Here is a 17,782-nt window from a genome sequence, read left to right as displayed (position 1 = left end):
TCCGCGTCGACCGCATCCCGTCCCAAGCGGGGTGTCCGAAGCGGGACCAGCGCCAAGACTAAGAGGCAAGGTCTCCACCCGAGCAGCTCAGGGCAGCCGGGTCCGGTCCGACTGCGGTGCCCAGCAGAGTCTGGGCACTCGGTCGAACGGCCCTCGCCTGCGCATGCGCGGCGGGGGTTTTTGGCGTTGCCCGGCGGGGGATGCGATCGGCCACATGAGTTGAAGCACCTATCGAGGAGGCCACATCAGCGTCGAGCCACGCGTCAACGAGCAGATCCGGGCACGTGAGGTCCGGCTGGTCGGCCCGGAGGGTGAGCAGGTGGGCATCGTCCCGCTCGAGCGCGCACTCCAGCTGGCCGCCGACGTGGACCTGGACCTGGTCGAAGTTGCGCCCATGGCACGCCCGCCCGTCTGCAAGCTCATGGACTTCGGCAAGTTCAAGTACGAGAGCGCGCTCAAGGCCCGGGAAGCCCGGCGTAACCAGCAGCAGACCGTCATCAAGGAGATGAAGCTCCGCCCGAAGATCGATCCGCACGACTACGAGACCAAGAAGGGTCACGTGGTGCGGTTCCTGAAGGCGGGCGACAAGGTCAAGGTAACGATCATGTTCCGTGGCCGCGAGCAGAGCCGCCCGGAGCTTGGTTTCCGGCTGCTGCGCAAGCTCTCGGAGGAGATCTCGGAGCTGGGCTTCGTCGAGGCCGCGCCCAAGCAGGACGGCCGCAACATGATCATGGTCTTGGCACCGCACCGCAACGTGAAGGCCGCCGCGACCGAGCGGCGTGAGGGCAAGGCGGACGGCAGCACGGGCCCGGAGGGCGAGCCAGTCGCCGACCTGCCCGAGCCGGTCACCGCTGATCAGGCCTGAGCGCTTGAGCGGCGGGCCCCAGTTCAAGCACTAGCGCCCACCAGTCGTCACCACGACCGGGCGTCGCGATAACGCCCGGTCCGTGACCGACGGACCGGCGCGCTGCTCCACCATGTCAACCACCGCGTCGTGCGGGCGGGACCCGCACAATGCGGCGTTCCCGGCTGCGCGCCGGAGCGCTCCGGCACTGGGCCGCCTGACGGCGGCCCGCGGTGCCGGCGCACCCGATGAATGAAGGGCAACATCAGCATGCCGAAGTTCAAACCGCACTCCGGGATGAAGAAGCGCGTGAAGATCACCGGTCGCGGCAAGATCCTCAGCGAGCCGGCGGGCAAGCGGCACCTGCTCGAGGTCAAGTCCAGCCGGCGGACCCGGCGGCTGAGCGGCAACGTCGAGCTCGGCCAGTCCGAGACCCGCAAGGTCAACAAGCTCCTCGGCCGATAAGACGGCGCTGCTCTCCCCCCTTTTCGATTTTTCCGACCGGCCTATCGGCGGGCATCGCCCCGGGCCGGTCTCGCATGAGGAGTAAGAACCGTGGCACGCGTGAAGCGGGCAGTGAATGCCCAGAAGAAGCGCCGCACCGTCCTGGAGACCGCCAGCGGTTACCGTGGGCAGCGCTCGCGGCTCTACCGCAAGGCCAAGGAGCAGGTGCTGCACTCGATGCAGTACGCCTACCGCGACCGTCGCGACCGCAAGGGTGACTTCCGCCAGCTGTGGATCACCCGCATCAACGCCGCGGCCCGCGCGAACGGCCTGACGTACAACCGCCTCATCCAGGGCCTGCGCCTCGCCGGCGTCGAGGTGGACCGCAAGATCCTCGCCGAGCTCGCGGTCAGCGACGCGAAGGCGTTCAGCGGCCTGGTCCAGGTGGCGAAGACGGCCGTTGCCGCAGCCTGACCCGCGCGCTCAGCGTTCACGACCCGGGGTGTTCACCGTACGGACGCCTCGGGTCGTCGCCGCTCGGCGCCTGCACCGCCGCCGCGACCGTGACGAGACCGGTCGCTTCCTGGCCGAGGGGCCGCAGGCCGTCCGCGAGGCGCTGCGCACCGGCGCCGTGGTCGAGCTCTTCGCCACCGCCGAGGCGGCCGGCCGCTACCCGGAGCTCACCGCCGACCACACGCTCGTCGACGCCGCCGCCCTGCAGGCCCTCGCCGACACCGTCCAGCCCCAGGGGATCGTCGCCGTCTGCCGGCAGCGGGGGGTGTCCCTCGACACCGCGCTCGCCAAAAGACCCCAGTTGGTCGCCGTCTGCGTCGACATCCGCGACCCCGGCAACGCCGGCACCGTCCTGCGCACCGCCGACGCCGCCGGCGCGTCCGCCGTCGTCTTCGCCGGCGACTCCGTGGACCCGTACAACGGCAAGGCCGTGCGCTCCTCCGCCGGCAGCCTCTTCCACGTCGACCTGGTCCGCGCCCGCGACACCGCCGCGACCGTCGCCGCGCTGCGCGCCGCCGGTATCCAGGTGCTCGCCGCCGACGGCTACGGCGACACCGACCTGTTCGACCTCGACACGCTGGGCCGCCCCACCGCGTGGCTGTTCGGCTCCGAGGCCCACGGCCTGCCCACGGACCTCGACGCCGACCGCCGGGTCCGGGTGCCGCTCTACGGCGGCGCGGAGAGCCTCAATCTGGCCGCAGCCGCGGCTGTATGCTTGTACAGTTCCGCGAAGGCATTCCGCGGAGCGCATTGAAGCGGCAGAGCTTGAAGCGGTAGAGCTTGAGGGAGTGACGTGGTGATCCTGTTTATCCGGCCCGCCGGCGACGGTGGGCGGACGGGAACTCACCCCTCCTGACACCTTCCCACGGCCGGCGGGCGGACCTCACCCAGAGTGTCCTAACTACAATGTCCGAGGCCAATCTCCCGTGGGAAGAGTCCGATGACGTACCGCAATGATCCGTACGACCCGAAACAGGCCGCGCTGCTCGACCAGAGCGCGCTCGACGACGCGGTCACCGCGGCCGACAAGGCGTTCGCCGCGGCGGGCGACCTCGACGCGCTCGCCGCGCTCAAGCACCAGCACCTCGGCGACCGCGCCCCGGTGTCGCTGGCCCGCCGCGAGATCGGTTCGCTGCCCCCGGCGGCCAAGGCCGACGCCGGCAAGCGCGTCAACCAGGCCCGCGTCGCGATCCAGACCGCGTTCGACGCCCGGCTCGCGGTGCTCACCGCCGAGCGCGAGGAGCGGGTCCTGGTCGAGGAGGCCGTGGACGTCACGCTGCCGACCGCGCGCCGCCCGGCCGGGGCCCAGCACCCGCTGACCAAGATCATGGAGCGGGTCGGCGACCTGTTCGTGAGCATGGGCTACGAGGTCGCCGAGGGGCCCGAGGTCGAGTGGGAGTGGTACAACTTCGACGCCCTCAACATGCACCCGGACCACCCGGCGCGCACGATGATGGACACCTTCTTCGTGCAGGCCGGCGCGCCGCATGAGGACAATGACTCGCGGGTGGTGCTGCGCACGCACACCTCGCCGGTGCAGGCGCGGACGATGACGAGCCGCAAGCCGCCCATCTACATCGTCTGCCCCGGGCGGACCTACCGCACCGACGAGCTCGACGCCACCCACACCCCGGTCTTCCACCAGGTCGAGGGCCTGGTCGTGGACAAGGGCATCACGATGGGCCACCTCAAGGGCACCCTCGACAACTTCGTCAAGGGCATGTTCGGCGACCAGGCCCGCACGCGGCTGCGCCCGTCGTACTTCCCGTTCGTCGAGCCGGGCGCCGAGATCGACCTGTGGTTCCCGCAGCACCGCGACGGCCCCCGCTGGGTCGAGTGGGGCGGCTGCGGCATGGTCAACCCGCGGGTGCTGCGCGCCTGCGGCATCGACCCGGAGGAGTACTCCGGCTTCGCGTTCGGCATGGGCATCGAGCGGGCGCTGATGTTCCGCAACGAGGCCGGCGACATGCGCGACATGGTGGAGGGCGACGTGCGATACGCGCGGGCGTTCGGATGGGAGGCCTGAGGTGCGCGTTTCGCTTTCCTGGCTGCGCGAGCACGTCGACACCCCGGCGGACCTCGACGGCGACGGGCTGGAGAAGGCCCTGGTCAAGGTCGGCCTGGAGGTCGAGGAGCTGGTCGACGCCGGCGCCACCGTCACCGGGCCACTGGTGGTCGGCCGGGTCGAGTCGATCGAGGAGCTCACGGGGCTGAAGAAGCCGATCCGGTACTGCCTCGTCGACGTCGGCAACGACCAGCCCCAGGGCATCATCTGCGGCGCCCGCAACTTCGCCGAGGGTGACCTCGTCGTCGTCGCGCTGCCCGGCGCCGTGCTCCCCGGCGACTTCACCATCTCCGCGCGCAAGACCTACGGCCACGTCTCCAACGGCATGATCTGCTCCGGCCAGGAGCTCGGCGTGAGCGACGACCACGCCGGCATCATCGTGCTGCCGGAGGGCACCGCGAAGCCCGGCGACGAGGCGCGGCCGCTGGTCGGGCTCGACGACGTCGTGGTCGAGATCAACATCACCCCCGACCGCGGGTACTGCTTCTCCGTCCGCGGCATCGCCCGCGAGCTGTCGCACTCCTTCGGCAGCGCCTTCCGCGACCCGGTCGCGGCGGTGGTGCCGCTCGCGGGCGACGGCTCGGACGCGTACCCGATCGAGGTCCTCGACAGCGTCGCCTGCGACCGCTTCACCGCCGTGGCCGTGCGCGGCGTCGACCCGGCCGCGGCCACCCCGCAGTGGATGAAGCAGCGGCTGGCCACGGCCGGCATCCGCGCGATCTCGCTGCCGGTCGACATCACCAACTACGTGATGATCGAGATGGGCCAGCCGATGCACGCCTGGGATCTCGGCCGGCTCACCGGTCCGCTGGTGGTCCGCCGGGCGCAGGCGGGGGAGAAGCTGACCACGCTCGACGGCGTCAACCGGGTGCTCGACCCCGAGGACATCGTCATCGCCGACGGCACCGGCGTGGTCTCGCTCGCCGCGGTCATGGGCGGCACGACCACCGAGGTCGCGGCGGACACGGTCGACGTGCTCCTCGAGGCCGCGCACTGGGACCCGCGCTCGGTCGCCCGCACGATCCGCCGGCACAAGCTGCCCAGCGAGGCCGGCAAGCGCTACGAGCGCGGCGTCGACCCGCAGATCACCGCGGCGGCCTGCGCCCGGGCGGCTGCGCTGCTGGCCGAGCACGGCGGCGGCACCATCTCCGCCGGGGTCACCGACGTCTACGCGGTCGTCCCGCCGGAGCCGGTGACCATGTCCGTGCAGCGCCCGTCGCAGCTGGCCGGGGTCGACTACACGCCGGAGCGGGTGCTGGAGATCCTCGCGATGATCGGCACCCAGGTGGTGGCCGACGGCGACCGGCTCACCGTCACCCCGCCGAGCTGGCGGCACGACCTCAACGACCCGGCCGACCTCGCCGAGGAGGTGCTGCGCCTCGACGGGTACGACCGCATCCCCAGCGTCCTGCCGATCGCCCCGCCCGGCCGCGGCCTCACCGCCACCCAGCGGCGCCGCCGCACGGTCGGGCGGGCCCTGGCCGACGCCGGTTACGTCGAGACGCTGTGCTGGCCGTTCGTCGGCACCCCGGCGCTTTCGGCCATGCGGGTGCCGGACGACGACCCGCGGCGGGAGATGCTGCTGCTGCGCAACCCGCTCTCCGACGAGGAGCCGGGGCTGCGCACCACGCTGCTGCCCCCGCTGCTGGCCGCCCTGCGCCGCAACCTCGGTCGCGGTTTGCGCGATCTCGCGCTGTTCGAGATCGGGCCGGTGTTCCTCCCGGACGGGCCGCTGCCGGTCGCGCCGGCGCACGGGGTCGACGGGCCGCCGAGCGCCGAGGAGTTCGCGGCGGTCGAGGCACTGCTGCCGCACCAGCCCTGGCACGTGGCCACCGTCATCGCCGGCGAGGCCGACCCGGCCGGCTGGTGGGGCGGTGGCCGCCCGGCCGACTGGGCCGACGCGGTCGAGTCCGCCCGCACGGTCGCCGCGGCGGCCGGCGTCGAGCTCACCGTGCGCAGCGCGGCCGAGGCGCCGTGGCACCCGGGTCGCTGTGCGGCGCTGCTCGTCGGTGACACGGTCGTGGGGCACGCGGGGGAGCTGCACCCGGCGGTCTGCGCCGACCTGGACCTGCCCCGCCGGACCGTCGCCATGGAGCTCGACCTCGACGCGCTGCCGATCCCGGGCGTGTCGATCGCGCCCCGGCTGTCGAACTTCCCGACGGCGCTCATCGACGTGGCGCTCGTGGTCGACGCGGACACCCCGGCCGGGGAGGTCGAGGCGGCGCTGGCCGAGGGGGCCGGGTCGCTGCTGGAGTCGGTGCGGCTCTTCGACGTGTACTGCGGGGAGCAGCTCGGCGAGGGGCGCAAGTCGCTGGCCTACAAGCTGACGTTCCGCGCGCCGGACCGCACGCTCACCGGCGAGGAGGCGCTGGCGGCCCGCGACGCCGCGGTCGCCGTCGCTTCGGACCGGTTTGGTGCGGTACTGCGCGGAGCGTGACAATTCGATAACGACATACATTGACGGCGGTCACTTCCTGGATGTGGCCGCCGTCACGTACATCCGATATCGGACTCATCACTGGCTCCCCGTGAGCTGCAGGATCAGGTCCGGGTTCGGCGAAGGTGGTACCGTCACGGCGCCGAGCCGAACTTTCCACGCAGCCAGCGGCGTTCAAATACAAGGACACGGTCCGTGCCAGTCGCCGGGCCCGACCATGACTTTCCTGAAGGGGCAACGCGTGTCAGACGTCAGTGCATCGGCGGGGTTCACCACCGACGTCGTGGTGATCGGTGGTTGCGGCCGGGTGGGGCTCCCCCTCGGCATCGCCCTTGCCTCCCGTGGCCTGCAGGTGACCCTGTACGACATCAATGAGGCCGCCGTCGGCGTGGTCAACAGCGGCACCCTGCCGTTCGACGAGGAGGGCGCGGCCGAGCCGCTGGCCCGGGCCGTCGCCGAGGGCCGGCTCAAGGCCAGCACCGACCCGGCCACCGTCGCCACGGCCGAGCACCTGGTCGTGATCGTCGGCACGCCGGTCGACGAGCACCTCAACCCCAACATCGCCGCGGTGCCCAAGGCGATCGAGCGCTGCGCGGAATACCTGCGCGACGGGCAGCTCATCGTGCTGCGCAGCACCGTGCACCCGGGCGTCACGGCGCTCACCGAGAAGCTCATCCAGAAGCTCGGCGTCAACGCCGACGTGGCCTTCTGCCCCGAGCGCATCGCCGAGGGCAAGGCGATGACCGAGCTGTTCGAGCTGCCGCAGATCGTCGCGGCCCGCACCCCCGAGGCGACCGAGCGCGCCGAGAAGCTCTTCCGCAACCTGGCCAGCCAGATCGTGATCCTGGAGCCGGAGGAGGCGGAGCTCGCCAAGCTCTTCACCAACACCTGGCGTTACATCAAGTTCGCCGCCGCCAACCAGTTCTGGATGATGTCCAACGACTTCGGGCTGGACTTCGAGCGCATCCGGCACGCGATCCGCTTCCAGTACCCGCGCGCCGCCGACATGCCCGGCGCCGGCTTCGCGGCCGGGCCGTGCCTGCTCAAGGACACGATGCAGCTGGCGGCGTTCAACAACAACAACTTCGTGCTCGGCCACAGCGCGATGCTCATCAACGAGGGCCTCCCGCTCTACGTCGTGTCCAAGCTGCAGGAGCGCTTCGACCTGTCCGAGATGACGGTCGGCATCCTCGGCATGGCCTTCAAGGGCGGCAGCGACGACATTCGCGAGTCGCTGGCCTACAAGCTGCGCAAGGTCGTCATGCTGCGGGCCAAGGAGACCCTCTGCACCGACCCCTACGTCCGCGACGACCGGTTCGTGCCGCTCGACGAGGTCCTCACCCGCGCGGACCTGCTCATCATCGCCGCGCCTCACCCGGAGTACCGTGACCTGGAGACCGAAATCCCGGTTGCGGACATGTGGGGCGTGACGAACAAGGGCGTGCGTATATGAGTTTGGCGCCACAGATCTCTGTGGTCATCCCGGTCTACAACGAGGGCGAGGCCATCGTCCGCTGCCTCGACCGGATCCTGCGCGAGGTGATGATGCCCGCCGAGGTCCTCGTGGTGCACGACATGCCCGAGGACACGACGGTGCCCTTCGCGATGGAGGTGCGGGCCCGCGATCCGCGGGTCCGCCCGGTGCTCAACACGTACGGCCGCGGCCCGGCCAACGCGATCCGCTTCGGCATCGACGTCGCCCGGGCCCCCGTCGCCGTGGTCACCATGGCCGACGGCTCCGACGACCCGCGTCAGATCGAGGACCTGGCGCGGCTCGTCGACCGCGGGGTCGTGGTCGCGGCCGCGTCGCGCTACATGCCGGGCGGGCAGCAGGTCGGCGGGCCCAAGTTCAAGCGGTTGCTGTCCCGCACCGCCGGGCGGACCCTGCACTGGTTCGCCCGCGTCGGCACCCGGGACGCGACCAACAGCTTCAAGGCGTACTCGACGCAGTTCGTGCGCCAGGTCGGCATCGAGTCGAAGACCGGCTTCGAGATCGGCATCGAGCTCACCGCGAAGGCCACCCGCCTGCGGCTGCCCGTCGCCGAGATCCCGACCATCTGGCTCGACCGGCAGCTCGGCGAGTCGCGCTTCGACGTGGGGCGTTTCATGCCGAGCTACCTCAAGTGGTACCGATTCGCGTTCGGTCCCAAACTGACAATGGAGAAGCTGGCGAAACGCCCGGCGTCCACGGCCGCGCGCGACGACGCGCAGGCCGCCCGGGCGAGCTCGTCGGCATCGCAAGGCTAGGCATTCGAGGCTAAAAGGAGCGTTTGTGGCAAAGGTCCTGGTCACCGGCTCGGCCGGCTTCATCGGTGGATATGTCGTCGAGGAGCTGCTCGCCCGCGGCTACCAGGTCGTCGGCCTGGACAACTACTCGAAGTACGGGCCGGTCACCCGCAGCTACGACTCCCATCCGGACTACCGCTTCGTCGAGGGCGACGCGCGCGACGTCGACCTCGTCACGGAGCTGCTGGACGGCTGCGAGCACTTCATCGCCGGCGCGGCGCTCATCGGCGGCATCTCGTACTTCCACGCGTACGCGTACGACCTGCTGGCCAGCAACGAGCGGATCATGGCCTCCTCGTGCGACGCCGCGATCAAGGCGCACCAGTCCGGCACGCTCAAGAAGATGACGTACATGTCCTCGTCGATGGTCTTCGAGTCCACGACCACGTGGCCGTCGAAGGAGGGCGACGAGCGCCAGGTGCCGCCGCCGCTGTCGTCGTACGGCTTCCAGAAGCTCGCCGTCGAGTACTTCGCGAAGGCCGCCTGGGACCAGTACAAGCTGCCCTACACGATCGTGCGCCCGTTCAACTGCGTCGGCGTCGGCGAGGGCCGCGCGCTGGGCGAGATCGAGGTGCTGTCGGGCAACGTGAAGCTCGCGATGTCCCACGTCGTGCCCGACCTGGTGCAGAAGATCATCAAGGGCCAGGACCCGCTGCACATCCTGGGCACCGGCGAGCAGGTGCGCCACTACACCTACGGCGGCGACCTGGCCAAGGGCATCATCGCAGCGATGGAGTCCGACGCGGCGCTCAACGAGGACTTCAACATCTCCACCGCCGAGTCGACCACGGTCATGGAGCTGGCCGAGGTGATCTGGCGCAAGATCAAGGGCCCGGACGTGCCGCTGCGCGTGGTCTCCGACGACCCGTACGAGTATGACGTGCAGAAGCGCGTCCCCGACTGCGCCAAGGCCAAGGAGGTCCTCGGCTTCGAGGCGACGACCTCGCTGGAGAAGATGCTGGACGAGGTCATCCCGTGGGTGACCGAGGCGGTCAAGGAAGGCCGCCTGTAGATCGGGCTTCCCGAGAAGGGCTCCGCCGCCAGGCGGGGCCCTTTCTCGTTGGGTAAGCGTGAGCATCGACCAGCATCACGAAATTTCGGACATATCGGGCGAGCTGGCGCCGGGCCTGCCCGCCAAAGTGCGGAAGGACCTCAAGGGCCGGCCGGGGGAGAGTCCCGAAGGGTGTGAGAACCACGGAGGGCGCGAGGGCCCCGAGAGATTCGCGGACGCGCAGAGTGGCCAAGGGTGGGAGGGCCGCGGAGAGCTTGAGATTTCCGAGGCGCGGGAGTGTGGCGGGGAGGCGGAGGGGTCCGAAGAGCGGGGAAGGGAGTCGGGGCGAAAAGTCCGGCGCGGGCGCCAGATTTTTCGGATATATCCGCATTTAGCGGGGCGTGGGGTCGTGTTTGGGGCCGGGGCGGTGGCGGCCGGGGCGGTTGTTGGGCTGGCGCGGACGCGGGAGCCGGGCGCGGTCGACTCCATCTGGGCCGAAGATGGGCAGAACTTCCTTACCGACGCGCTCAATCTGCCCTGGTACGAGGCGATTTTCACGCCCTTCAACGGCTACTACCATCTCGTCGCGCGGGGCTGCTGGGCGCTCATCGCGCTGTTTCCCGTTGAGTGGGCCGCTGCCCTGAACGCTGTGCTCGACGCCACCATCACCAGTTTTCTCGGGCTGGCCGTGTTCTGGGCCGCTCGCTCGCGGGTCGATCGCCTTCCGGCTGCCGCGATCGGGATCACCGCCGCGTTGCCGATGGGGTTCGTGCCCAACGCGCTCGCGCAGCTGCAGTTCCCGCTCGTGTACGCGGGACTGTGGATGCTGCTGTGGCGGCGTACCGGCCCGCTGACCGTGGGGCTGCCGGCGCTGGCCGTGCTCAACTCCATGCTCGGGGTGCTGCTCGTGCCGGTGGCGTTGGCGGGGCTCGTGCGGTACCGATGCCGGGAATGGCTCTTGAAGTCTCTCTGCCTCGTGCCGGGCACGCTGCTGCAGGTCGTCCCGCTGCTGGCCGGGACCACCCGGCGGGGCCTGGGGGAGCGGCCCCAGCACGACCCGGTCGCGGTCGCGGGCATGTACCTGCGGTGGGGCGTGCCCCGCTCGTTCCTCGGCCCCGCCTGGCTCGCCCCGCCCTACGACGACGTGTGGGGCCACCGCGCGCTCGTCGCCGCCGGTCTGCTCGTCCCCGCCGTGCTGGCCGGCATCGCGCTGTGGCGGCGCGCGTATCCCCAGTTACGCCTCGCCGCCGCGCTCGCCGGGTTCGCGGCGCTCGCCGGGGGCGTGCAGCTGGCCGCGCACGGGTTCGGGGAGGACCGCTACCTGGTGCTCGTGAGCCTGCCGAACATCGCAGCCGCAGTGTGCCTGGTGGCGGGCCCCGAACGCTTCAGCCGCGTCCCCGGTTGCTCCTCCGGTCGCATGCCGTTTGTCATATTCGCGACACTTCTGGCCGTCGTGTCCGCTGCCAACCTGCGGCCCGCGCAGCCTCGCGACGGTGGGCCCCGCTGGAGCGCCGCGGTGGCCCAGGCCCGGCAGGAATGCCTTGTCCAGCCCGGTTTGGCGGGCGTGAATGTGCACATCGCGCAGTGGCCCGTGCTCGGCTGGGAGGCGGTGCTGCCCTGTTCCCGGCTGCGATGATCGTCGGTCGCTCCGGCTTCACGCGGGTGTACCGCTTCGTTCTCCGGCCGTTGCGACGGACGGTCGTTCGTTAGAGACTCGGCGTCGTGGTGAGCTCCTCGTCGGCGCCCATCGGCCGGGCCGATCTGCTGAACCACGCCCGGGAGCGGCTCGCGGCGGGGGGCAGCGTCGTGCTCTGCGGGCCCGCGGGCATCGGCAAGTCCACGATTCTCGATGCGCTCGCCGTGGCCGAGACCGAGGCCCTCGTGCTGCGGGCGGCGGCCGCCGAGGCCGAGGCCGACCTGCCTTATCTCGCGCTGGTCGACCTCTTCGACGGCGCGCCCGACGCCTCCGACCTGCTCCCGGCCCACCTGCGCGCGGCGCTGGACGGCGCCCTGCTGCGCAGCGCGCTCCCGGCGACCCCGCATGACCAGCTCGCGGTGCGCCTGGCCGTGCTGGAGCTGCTGCGCGCGCTCGCCGCCGACCGGGCGGTGCTGCTCATCCTCGACGACGTGCAGTGGATCGACGAGCCCAGCGCCGGCGTGCTGCGGTTCGTCTCGCGCCGCCTCGGCGAGGTCCCGGTGCGGGTGCTCGCGGCCGAGCGCGTCCCCGACGGCGGCGCGCCGACCCGCCTCGACCTGTGCCCGCCGCCGAGCGTCACCCTGCCCGTGCCGCCGCTGCCCCAGAGCGACGTCGCCGACCTGCTGCGCGCCCGCTTCGGCGCCGAGGCCGGCCGGGCGCACGTGCAGCGCATCTACGAGGCGAGCGCCGGCAACCCGCTCTACGCCGTCGAGCTCGGCCGGGCCATCGGCAGCAGCTCGTTCCCGGCCACCGACCCGCTGCCCGTCCCCGACCGCCTGCGCGAGCTGCTCGCCGCGCGGCTGGCCACGCTGCCCGCCGAGGACTGGCCGGCCCTGCTGGTCATCGCCGCGGCGGCCCGCCCCAGCCTGGCCCTGCTCGGCGCCTGCGGGCTCGCCGAGGCGCACGTCGAGGCCGGGATCGCCGCGGGTGTACTGCATGTGGAGCCCGACGGTGCCATCCGCTTCTCGCACCCGCTGCTGCGCGAGATGGTCTACGCCGACGCGACCGTCCCCGCCCGCCGGGAGACCCACGAGCGGCTCGCCGACACCGTCACCGACCCGGTCGACCGGGCCCGGCACCTCGCCGCCGCCCGCCCCGAGCCCGACGAGGGCCTGGCCGAGTGCCTCGCCGACGCGGCCTCGGCGGCCCGGCTGCGCGGGGCGCCGGCGATGGCCGCGGACCTGGCGGCGCTCGCGGCGGACCGCACGCCGCGGGACACGCCCGGTGTGGCGGCCGTACGCCGGCTGAGCGCCGCCCAGTACGCGTACTCGGCCGGATCGCCCGCCGACGCCCGCCGGCACGCCGCGGCGGCCCTGCGCGACGCCGCCGACCGGCGCACCCGGGTCGGCGCGCGGCTGCTGCTGGTCGAGATGTCCGGGGAGGACCACTCCAACTCCGGCCCGCTGCTCGACGCCGCGTTCGTCGAGGCGGTCGACAGTCCCGACCTGCTCGCCCACGTGCGGCTCTACAAGGGCATCAAGGCGAACTGGGACGGCGACAGCGAGGCGGCCCTGGCCGAGCTGAAGCGGGCCGAGGAGGCCGCCGAGCTCTGCGGGGACATGGAGCGGCTCGTCGAGGTCCTCAGCTGGCGCGGCAACATCCTGCTCGGCACCGAGGGCGACGAGTATCTCGAGCGCGCCGGCAAGCTCGCCCGCGGCCTGTCGCTCACCCCGGCCACGGTCGCGGCCCGGCAGGTGGCGGCGATGAGCCGGCTGTTCAAGGGCGAGACCGCCGAGGCGGTCCGGCGCATCGAGGCGCTGCGCATCGCCGTCGAGCGGTCCGGCACCGTGCGCGACCTCGCCGCCGTGCTCGTCTCCGTCGCCGGCATCTACTGGCGGTCCGGGCGGTGCGCGGACGCTCTCGCCGCCGGGCGCGACTGCGTGCGGCTCTACGTCGACGTCGAGACCACCCCGGGTCCCGGATACCTGGTGGCGGCACTGGTCGAGTACGCGGGCGGCACCGCCACGGCGGCCGCCGGCCACGCCGAACGGGGCGTCACGGCGTGCCTGGCCGCCGGGGACGAGGACTGGATCAAGCTCGCGTACGCGGCCAGCGGCCTCGTGCACATGCTGCGCGGCGACCCCGTGGCGGCCGCCGAGGCGATGCGCGAGGCGTACGCGCTCGACCAGCGTCTCGGCCGGCTCGACCCGGGCGTGCTGCCCTGGCACGCCGACTTCGTCGAGGCGCTCGTCGGGGCCGGCGCCCGGGCCGAGGCCGCCGAGGTGCTCGAGGAGGTCGAGCAGCGGGCCAAGCACCTGGACCGCAAGGTTGTCTTTCTCGGCCTGGCCCGCGCCCGCGCCGTGCTTACCGCGGCCACCGGCGAGGCCCGCGAGGGCGCCGAGGCGCTGCACCACGCGATCGAGGACTGGGCCGACCACCCGTACCCGCTGGAGATGGCCCGGGCCTACTACACCCTCGGCGGCCTGGAGCGGCGCGCCCACCGCCGCGGGGCCGCCCGAGCCGCGCTGTCCGAGGCGGTCCGCCGCTACGCGCTCGCCGATGCCCACCCGTGGCGCGAGGTCGCCGCGGCCGACCTGGCCCGCCTCGACGGCGGCCGGGGCGCGGGGCTGTCGGAGACCGAGCGGCGCATCGTCGAGCTGGTCCGGGCCGGCGCCACCAACCGCGAGATCGCCCGGGCGCTGTTCCTGTCGATCAAGGCGGTCGAGGCCAACCTGACCCGGCTGTACCGCCGCCTCAACGTGCGCAACCGCGCCCAGCTGGCCCGGTTCCTGGATCCCGAATAGAAACCGCGGGATCCCGAATAACAGGCGTGGTTACCCTCGCCTGACCCGTGCGTTCACGCCTGCGTGGTTTTGTCATACATAGACTGCCTCCGATTCCTTCCACCGGAGGTAGCAGTGTTGAAGCGTGCCCTGCTCGCCGTCGCGCTCATGACGGCGGGCGTCACCTATCTCGCGGGGGCGTCCGCATCCGAGGCCGCCGCCGTCCATCGGGTCCTGTTCGACAACTCCAAGGCCGAGACTGCCGGGAACGCCGACTGGATCATCAGTACGTCGCAGCCTGACCCCCTGAACCAGAACGCCAACCCGACGAGCGAGACGTCCTGGACCGGCGCGCTGTCGGCGTGGGGCGTGGCACTGCAGCGCACCGGGCAGTACAGCCTCAAGACGCTGCCCGCCGGCAACACCATCACCTACGGCGGCACCGGGGCCCTGGATCTCAAGAACTTCGACGAGTTCGTGATGCCGGAGCCCAACTCGCCGCTCAGCGCCGCCGAGAAGACCGCGATCATGCGGTTCATCCAGGCCGGCGGCGGGTTCTTCCTCATCGTCGACCACACCGCCAGCGACCGGAACAACGACGGCTGGGACTCGGTGCGCATCGCCAACGACCTGCTGAGCAACAACGGCGTCGACGACACCGACCCGTTCGGCTTCAGCATCGACGTGAACAACATCGGCACCGAGAACCCGGTGGCGATCAGCAGCGGCACGGACCCGGTCATCAACGGGCCGTTCGGCAAGGTGCGGGGCAGCATCATCCGCAACGGCAGCACCCAGACGCTGCACCCGGCGAGCAACGCCTCGGTGAAGGGGCTGGTCTACCGCAGCGGGTTCACCCCCGGCGGCACGACCGGGGCGTTCTTCACCACGTCGACGTTCGGCGCGGGGCGGGTCGCGGTGTGGGGCGACAGCTCGCCGATCGACGACGGGACCGGTCAGTCCGGCAACACGCTGTACGACGGGTGGAACGACACCGCGGGTACCAACGCGGCGCTGGCCCTCAACGCCACGGCCTGGCTCGCCGGCTCCGGCGGCGGGACCACCACCCCGCCGCCCACGACGCCGGGCGGCGGCACGTGCGGCGGGGCGGAGCTGTTCGGCAACCCCGGCCTCGAGACCGGCTCGGCGAGCCCGTGGACCGCGACGCCGGGCGTGGTGTCGAACGACACGTCGATGCCGGCGCACTCGGGGTCGTGGAAGGCGTGGCTGGACGGGTACGGCTCGGCGCACACCGACACCCTGTCGCAGACGGTGACGATCCCGTCGGGCTGCACGCGGGCGACGCTGAGCTTCTGGCTGCGGGTAGACACCGAGGAGACGGGTACCACAGCGTATGACAAGCTCACGGTGGCCGCCGGGGCCACGACCCTGGCGACCTACTCGAACCTCGACGCCTCCACGGTGTACCAGCAGAAGACACTCACCGTGAACGCCACCGGCCCGGTGAAGATCACCTTCACCGGGGTGGAGGGGAGCAAGCTGGCCACCTCCTTCCTGCTGGACGACCTGAGCATCAAGGGTGCCTGAGTTATTACCTGCTTGAAACCTGCGCTTGCATAGCGATACAGTCGAACGCATGGGAATACGTGTCGCCGTTGCGGGGGCCTCGGGCTACGCCGGCGGTGAGCTGTTGCGGCTCATCGCCGGCCACCCGAACCTCGAGCTCGCCGCCGCCACCGGGTTCGCGCAGGCCGGATCGACCATCGGGAGTGTCCACCCGCACGTGCGCTCGTTCCGCGACGTGGTGCTGGCCAGGACCGAGGCGGCCGCGCTCGCCGACGCCGACCTGGTCTTCCTCGCGCTGCCGCACGGCGAGTCCGCGGCCCTGGCCGCCCAGCTGCCCGAGTCGGTGAGGATCGTCGACCTCGGCGCCGACTTCCGGCTCAAGGACGCGGCGGCCTGGGAGAAGTACTACCCCGGCCCGCACGCCGGCACCTGGACCTACGGCCTGCCCGAACTGCCCGGCCAGCGGGACCTGATCGCGGCCTCGACCCGGGTCGCCAACACCGGCTGCTACGCGGTCACCACCGTCCTGGCCCTAGCCCCGCTCATCGCCGCCGGGGCCGCCGACCCCGACGACGTGGTCGTCGTGGCCTCCTCCGGCACCTCCGGCGCCGGGCGCTCACCCAAGCAGCACCTGCTCGCCTCCGAGGTGATGGGGTCGATGTCGCCGTACAAGGTCGGCGCCCACCAGCACGTGCCCGAGATCAAGCAGGCCAGCGGCGCGCGGACGCTGTCGATGACGCCGGTGCTGGCCCCGATGCCGCGGGGCATCCTGGCGACGATCACCGCCAAGCCGCTCGGCGACGCCGACGCGCACGCGGTGCTCGCCGCCGCCTACGAGGGCGAGCCGTTCGTGCACGTGCTCCCCGAGGGGCAGTGGCCGCAGACCGGCGCCACCTTCGGCTCGAACTCGGCCCACCTGCAGGCCACGCTCGACGTCGACAGCGGCCGGATCGTCGTCGTCTCGGCGACCGACAACCTGGTCAAGGGCGCGGCCGGCCAGGCCGTGCAGAACGCCAACATCATGCTGGGCCTGCCCGAGACCGCAGGCCTCGCCGTGGACGGGATCGCGCCGTGAGCGTGACTGCGCCCAAGGGGTTCCGGGCCTCGGGGGTCGCCGCGGGGATCAAGGCCGTGGCGGGGGCGCTCGACGTCGCCCTCGTCGTCAACGACGGGCCCGACACCACCGCGGCGGCCGTGTTCACCAGCAACCGCATCAAGGCCGCGCCGGTGCTGTGGAGCCAGCAGGTGCTGCGGGCCGGCATCGTGCGGGCCGTCATCCTCAACTCCGGCGGCGCCAACGCCTGCACCGGCCCCGCCGGCTTCCAGGACACCCACGCCACCGCCGAGCACACCGCCGCCGTGCTGTCCGGGCGCGCCTCGCGCTTCCCGGTCGGCGCCGGCGACGTCGCGGTCTGCTCGACCGGCCTCATCGGTGAGCGGCTGCCGCTGCCGAAGCTGCTCGCCGGCGTGGACGCGGCGACCCGCGCCCTGTCCCGCGACGGCGGGGCCGAAGCGGCCCAGGCCATCATGACCACCGACACGGTGGCGAAAACCGCGGTCCACAGTGGACAGGGCTTCACCGTCGGCGGGATGGCCAAGGGCGCCGGGATGCTCGCGCCGGGCCTGGCGACCATGCTCGTGGTGCTCACCACCGACGCCGTCGCCGACGCGACCACGCTGGACACCGTCCTGCGGGAGGCGACCGCGGTCACCTTCGACCGCGTCGACTCCGACGGCTGCATGTCCACCAACGACACTGTGCTGCTCATGGCCAGCGGCGCCTCGGGGATCGAGCCGACGCCGCCGGAGTTCGCCGAGGCGGTCACCGCGGTCTGCGCCGACCTCGCCCGGCAGCTCATCGCCGACGCCGAGGGCGCCACCAAGGAGATCGCGATCGAGGTGACCGGGGCCGCGTCGGCCGCCGACGCCGTCGAGGTGGGCCGCTCCATAGCCCGCAACAACCTCGTGAAGACCGCGTTCTTCGGCAACGACCCCAACTGGGGCCGCATCCTCGCCGCCATCGGCACCACCGCCGCGGCCTTCGAGCCCGACGAGGTCGACGTCGCCATCAACGGCGTGTGGATCTGCCGGGGCGGGGCCGCCGGCGAGGAGCGCTCCAGGGTGGACCTCAGCGCCCGCGCGGTCACCGTCACCGTCGACCTGCACGCCGGCGACGAGTCCGCGACGATCTGGACGAACGATCTCTCCCTGGGGTACGTCCACGAGAACTCGGCGTACAGCTCGTGAGCGGTCCGG

General features: G+C 71.9%; 14 protein-coding genes. All 14 read left to right on the top strand.

From position 1 onward, the window contains the following. Nucleotides 1–244 precede the first annotated feature (244 nt). The 14 genes from infC to argJ all read left to right on the top strand — a co-directional run bounded on the left by infC (nucleotide 245) and on the right by argJ (nucleotide 17,773). Nucleotides 245–865 (top strand): translation initiation factor IF-3, encoded by a 621-nt coding sequence (gene infC, locus ACQPY0_RS45265; protein WP_432995625.1) that lies wholly within the window; start codon nucleotides 245–247, stop codon nucleotides 863–865. Nucleotides 866–1,114: 249 nt separating this feature from the next. After that, nucleotides 1,115–1,309 (top strand): 50S ribosomal protein L35, encoded by a 195-nt coding sequence (gene rpmI, locus ACQPY0_RS45260; protein WP_350550703.1) that lies wholly within the window; start codon nucleotides 1,115–1,117, stop codon nucleotides 1,307–1,309. 90 nt (nucleotides 1,310–1,399) lie between these two features. Further along, nucleotides 1,400–1,762 carry a 50S ribosomal protein L20 gene (rplT, locus tag ACQPY0_RS45255; protein ID WP_033356865.1) on the top strand — a complete coding sequence of 121 codons (363 nt, stop codon included), beginning with the start codon at nucleotides 1,400–1,402 and terminating at the stop codon, nucleotides 1,760–1,762. A 28-nt stretch (nucleotides 1,763–1,790) separates the two neighbouring features. After that, a complete protein-coding gene (locus ACQPY0_RS45250; RefSeq protein WP_432975414.1) occupies nucleotides 1,791–2,555 on the top strand; it encodes a TrmH family RNA methyltransferase in 765 nt (254 codons plus the stop codon). 186 nt (nucleotides 2,556–2,741) lie between these two features. Beyond that, nucleotides 2,742–3,827, top strand: a complete 1,086-nt coding sequence (gene pheS / locus ACQPY0_RS45245) for a phenylalanine--tRNA ligase subunit alpha (RefSeq protein WP_432975411.1) — start codon at nucleotides 2,742–2,744, stop codon at nucleotides 3,825–3,827. Between the two features lies 1 nt (nucleotide 3,828). Next, a complete protein-coding gene (gene pheT / locus ACQPY0_RS45240; RefSeq protein WP_432975408.1) occupies nucleotides 3,829–6,303 on the top strand; it encodes a phenylalanine--tRNA ligase subunit beta in 2,475 nt (824 codons plus the stop codon). 241 nt (nucleotides 6,304–6,544) lie between these two features. Beyond that, nucleotides 6,545–7,756: a nucleotide sugar dehydrogenase gene (locus ACQPY0_RS45235; RefSeq protein WP_432975405.1), complete on the top strand. Its 1,212-nt coding sequence runs from the start codon at nucleotides 6,545–6,547 to the stop codon at nucleotides 7,754–7,756. After that, nucleotides 7,753–8,550: a glycosyltransferase family 2 protein gene (locus tag ACQPY0_RS45230; protein WP_432975402.1), complete on the top strand. Its 798-nt coding sequence runs from the start codon at nucleotides 7,753–7,755 to the stop codon at nucleotides 8,548–8,550. The genes ACQPY0_RS45235 and ACQPY0_RS45230 overlap by 4 nt, the downstream gene beginning before the upstream one ends. Nucleotides 8,551–8,575: 25 nt before the next feature. After that, nucleotides 8,576–9,601, top strand: a complete 1,026-nt coding sequence (locus ACQPY0_RS45225) for an NAD-dependent epimerase/dehydratase family protein (RefSeq protein WP_432975399.1) — start codon at nucleotides 8,576–8,578, stop codon at nucleotides 9,599–9,601. A 388-nt stretch (nucleotides 9,602–9,989) separates the two neighbouring features. After that, nucleotides 9,990–11,216: a hypothetical protein gene (locus tag ACQPY0_RS45220; protein WP_432975396.1), complete on the top strand. Its 1,227-nt coding sequence runs from the start codon at nucleotides 9,990–9,992 to the stop codon at nucleotides 11,214–11,216. A gap of 86 nt (nucleotides 11,217–11,302) precedes the next feature. Next, on the top strand, nucleotides 11,303–14,020 hold the full coding sequence (locus tag ACQPY0_RS45215; protein WP_432975393.1) for an AAA family ATPase: 2,718 nt from the start codon (nucleotides 11,303–11,305) through the stop codon (nucleotides 14,018–14,020). A gap of 114 nt (nucleotides 14,021–14,134) precedes the next feature. Then, the gene (locus ACQPY0_RS45210) at nucleotides 14,135–15,547 is read left to right on the top strand and encodes a hydrolase (protein ID WP_432975391.1); all 1,413 of its coding nucleotides are present in this window, start codon (nucleotides 14,135–14,137) and stop codon (nucleotides 15,545–15,547) included. Nucleotides 15,548–15,596: 49 nt separating this feature from the next. Next, nucleotides 15,597–16,601 carry an N-acetyl-gamma-glutamyl-phosphate reductase gene (argC, locus tag ACQPY0_RS45205; RefSeq protein WP_432975388.1) on the top strand — a complete coding sequence of 335 codons (1,005 nt, stop codon included), beginning with the start codon at nucleotides 15,597–15,599 and terminating at the stop codon, nucleotides 16,599–16,601. Continuing rightward, nucleotides 16,598–17,773 carry a bifunctional glutamate N-acetyltransferase/amino-acid acetyltransferase ArgJ gene (gene argJ / locus ACQPY0_RS45200; protein ID WP_432975385.1) on the top strand — a complete coding sequence of 392 codons (1,176 nt, stop codon included), beginning with the start codon at nucleotides 16,598–16,600 and terminating at the stop codon, nucleotides 17,771–17,773. The genes argC and argJ overlap by 4 nt, the downstream gene beginning before the upstream one ends. Nucleotides 17,774–17,782: the final 9 nt, after the last annotated feature.

Origin of the sequence: Dactylosporangium sp. CA-233914, from assembly GCF_050942935.1 — a bacterium.
Lineage (GTDB): Bacteria > Actinomycetota > Actinomycetes > Mycobacteriales > Micromonosporaceae > Dactylosporangium.
Note: the sequence above shows the minus strand (reverse complement) of the source record. Positions and strands in the feature narration are given on the sequence as shown.

Excerpts from the sequence above, each read along its gene's own strand:
- rpmI (WP_350550703.1), top strand. The coding sequence starts at position 1,115 with ATGCCGAAGTTCAAACCGCACTCCGGGATGAAGAAGCGCGTGAAGATC.
- pheS (WP_432975411.1), top strand. The coding sequence starts at position 2,742 with ATGACGTACCGCAATGATCCGTACGACCCGAAACAGGCCGCGCTGCTC.
- ACQPY0_RS45230 (WP_432975402.1), top strand. The coding sequence starts at position 7,753 with ATGAGTTTGGCGCCACAGATCTCTGTGGTCATCCCGGTCTACAACGAG.
- argC (WP_432975388.1), top strand. The coding sequence starts at position 15,597 with ATGGGAATACGTGTCGCCGTTGCGGGGGCCTCGGGCTACGCCGGCGGT.